The sequence below is a fragment of the Mesorhizobium sp. LNHC229A00 genome (genome assembly GCF_000502415.1).
In the GTDB taxonomy this organism is placed as follows: domain Bacteria; phylum Pseudomonadota; class Alphaproteobacteria; order Rhizobiales; family Rhizobiaceae; genus Mesorhizobium.
Genome location: NZ_AYWQ01000058.1, coordinates 1 through 3,222, shown reverse-complemented (window position 1 = coordinate 3,222; position 3,222 = coordinate 1). Strand labels below are relative to the sequence as shown.

The window sequence follows — 3,222 nt, the reverse complement described above, 5'->3', positions numbered from 1 at the left end:
CCCCCCATCAAGATGTCGCTACTGGTCTGCTCGGTGCGAGCTTGCCGGGCAATCTCCGCCCAAGATCGACCTATTCGGCGCTTTGCCTTTATCACTCGGGCGACGATGGCGATTGCCAGGGTAGAGCACACTGTCAACCTTGCGGCTCTAATAGCTATAGCGGACGCAGTCTCGCGATTCGGCCTGCACATTACGCGCTTTGAGCGCGGGACAGGCTGTCTCATTAGGGCAAGCCCGTGTGAGTCTCCCAAAAGGCAGGCCAAACAGTCTCACATGAATGGTATCTTGACATTTCGGTTATCAGTCTCACATAATGGTCTCACATGGCCATCCAAATGGAGACTCACGCAATGTCCAGCGGCACCCTTGTGGGCTATGCCCGCACTTCCACCACCGACCAAAAGGCAGGCCTTGAGGCCCAGCTCCGCGACCTAAGCGCGGCGGGCTGCACAAAGGTCTTTCGTGAGGAACTTTCCTCCGTGGCTGACACGCGCCCCCAGCTTGAGGCAGCTCTCGATTGGATGAGGGAAGGAGATACGCTTCTCGTCACCAAGCTAGACCGGCTTGCCCGCTCAGTAGCGGACCTCGTGGCAATCACTGAGGCCTTGCGAGCGAAGGGCGTGGGGCTCCGCATTCTTGCCATGAACCTCGACACCACCACTCCCACCGGCAAGCTGATGCTGAACCTGCTGGGCTCCATTGCGGAGTTCGAGCGAGAGCTGATGCTGGAGCGGCAGCGCGACGGGATCGCCAAGGCCAAGGCCGAGGGGAAGTATGTTGGCCGCCAGCCTACCGCCCGCCGTCAAGCCGGCGGCGTGTTGCGCCTCAAGGCCGAGGGGAAGTCAGCAGGTGACATCGTGGCGGCATTAGGCATCAGCAGGGCGAGTGTCTTCCGGATATTAGCCGAGTCTTCCGGTGAGCAGTGAGGCAGCCATGCGGTCCCCTGCCGCCCTTCTTGCTGGCGAGATGGTCACCGCCCTACGAGAGCTGTCTCCCGAAAGCCGACTGGAGGCGCTGGCTCTGGCCACAGCGGAGATTATGTTGCTTGCCCCCAATCACAGCGGCGGTGATGCGACTAGTCTCATTGAGGCCTATGTGGGACGGCTCACCGCCACAGTGCGAGAGGGGCTGAAAACGAAGACGGCGGCAACCTTCCCGCGCCGCGTTGCCTTGACGGCACCCCTGTTGGATCACTTGCGGGATTGGCTCGCCAATGAGCCGCCCGGAAAACTCCACATCGTTCTTGAAGACCATGGCGATTATGGTGCTCTCCTGCTCCTGTTCTGGATGGTGGAAGGGCGGCCCGCACTATTCGCATCCAACTTCTACGCCGACAGAAGGGGCGCGTTAGAGGGGCTCAACCGGGATGTGTTAGTGGCCGCCGGACTTCCTCCAATCCAATACACTAAGAAGTTGGAATGGCGGCTACCAAAGTCGGCACGGGACAAGAGGCAGCGTGGCCACGGGGAGGCCCCTTTGCCCTAGCGGCGGCGCTCCGAGGCCGCGCCCATGCCATGCAGGACATCGCGGGCGACTCTTATCCGTCAGCTCTTTTTGCGAACGACCATACCTTCAATAAAGAGAGCACGCCCCTTCTCCGTCAAATACAGGAATTCAGCCACTCCGCCTTGAATTGTGTTCGATACACTGGTCTGGATGAGGCCCAGGGCCACCATCTGCACCTTTATCCTAACCCGGTCGGTCTCATCCATTCGGTCAGGCTTATCCGCACTGCCCGCTTGCCTGATAGCTTCCCCCAACGCTGTAAGAATGGCGTGGTCGGTTTTTGCCTTTTCCAGTTCTCCAGCTAAAGACAAGAAAATTTGGCGCCATGTAAGACTGACGGTCTGGCTTTGGTGGTAAGAATTTCCGCCTCTGGGATAATGCTTGGTTTCATATCGAATAGTGAATTTATCGTCTAGGTCAGCGATGTCTGTTATGTTGAACCTATTGGCTGAGCTTAGTTTAGCCAACGCAACTTTTAAGTCTGCATTTTCCTGAAGGAGTTTATTCGATTGCTCAAGTAGGGCCCCGCTGGCCGCCGCATCCCCGCGTATCCAACCGACCTGAGGCANGTATCCAACCGACCTGAGGCAAATCGTTGAACACGTGAATGAGCGATTTCAGCACTAAGGGTTCGAGGTTTTGTCGTGTTGTCCAACCCCTAACCAATCTCCCATCCATCACCTTGTTACGGAAGACGGTGAGCGCGGAGACAACCTCGGGCTTCACATCGCTCTTGCCAACGGGGATGGATGCCGGATCGTCGTGAACGAAGGCAAGCACGACCTTCCCGTTTTCAACGGCATAGTCGTATTCTCGCTCGGTGTAGCTAACCCCCTCGGCGTCCATAGAGCCGTAACGGCCGCCCATTATAAGAAGGTAGTAGTCGCACTCATCTATCACCTTCTTGATATAGTCCAGCTGTGTGACATCAGTGGCTGGAAAAAGCTCCATCCCAGCAGGAATATGCTTTAGGTCCAGAATATTCCTAATGGCGTCCTGACGTTCATCAACAAGGTCGCGAAAAGTGGAAGACACAAAGACCTGATACTTCTTCGCCGCCATGCCACCCTCGGTTTCAGGCTAGTAGGTGTTCCCCAGCACTAGTCTCAGTTGTGGCCGACGATGTCGAGGTCTAGCGCGTGCCCGCCCATCGACAATCCAATGCTATTTTAGAGCTAAAGCCCCTCAGGGCTTGGCTGCTACAGCGATACTAGCGCCACAGAAATGGCGGCAGAAGCGGTCGAGGTTCGTCGCCAAGGGGACACGGAGCCCCACGCATCCTGAGCGTCCTAAAGCCGGTCACAGAGCATCATTGTCCTCTGGTGACCCTGAAGGTGATCGAGGATGGCCGTGCCTCTGTGGCCTGCCCCGCAAGGCCCAGCGCTCGCTGAACGGAAACAGGCAGGTGTGACCATACGGTTGCATCTGTCTGGTTTTGCAATCGGCCCGAGCATTTAATACCACACACTATAGAGGGGGCATATAGCCAGCCATATAGTATTCCCATAGAGGGGACCGTATGGTCATACCTTAGGGAGATAGCCCCTTAGTTACACACCCACCATCCATTGGACCTTAAGGAGGAGCCTCATGCCCACCATCATGCTCCTCCTACAGGCAGTGCATAGTGCAGACCATCACCTTTGTGGGACGGCATCACGCACAGCACTGTCTGTTGTCCAAGCGACCTCTTTGGGACCTTAAGCTGGCCACCAT

Annotated in this window: 3 protein-coding genes; 1 reads left to right on the top strand and 2 read right to left on the bottom strand. The window is 56.9% G+C overall.

Annotated features, from left to right (window positions below; translation table 11 throughout):
* The first annotated feature begins 323 nt into the window (after window positions 1–323).
* Window positions 324–926, top strand: a complete 603-nt coding sequence (locus X742_RS140635) for a recombinase family protein (RefSeq protein WP_023775559.1) — start codon at window positions 324–326, stop codon at window positions 924–926.
* 618 nt (window positions 927–1,544) lie between these two features.
* Here the strand turns inward: X742_RS140635 and X742_RS1000000171820 are convergent.
* Both X742_RS1000000171820 and X742_RS1000000171815 read right to left on the bottom strand, forming a co-directional pair.
* On the bottom strand, window positions 1,545–1,973 hold the full coding sequence (locus X742_RS1000000171820) for a hypothetical protein (protein WP_031248792.1): 429 nt from the start codon (window positions 1,971–1,973) through the stop codon (window positions 1,545–1,547).
* Window positions 1,974–2,019: 46 nt separating this feature from the next.
* Complete coding sequence (locus X742_RS1000000171815; RefSeq protein ID WP_023775556.1) at window positions 2,020–2,568, bottom strand: DUF4062 domain-containing protein; 549 nt, start codon at window positions 2,566–2,568, stop codon at window positions 2,020–2,022.
* Window positions 2,569–3,222 lie beyond the last annotated feature (654 nt).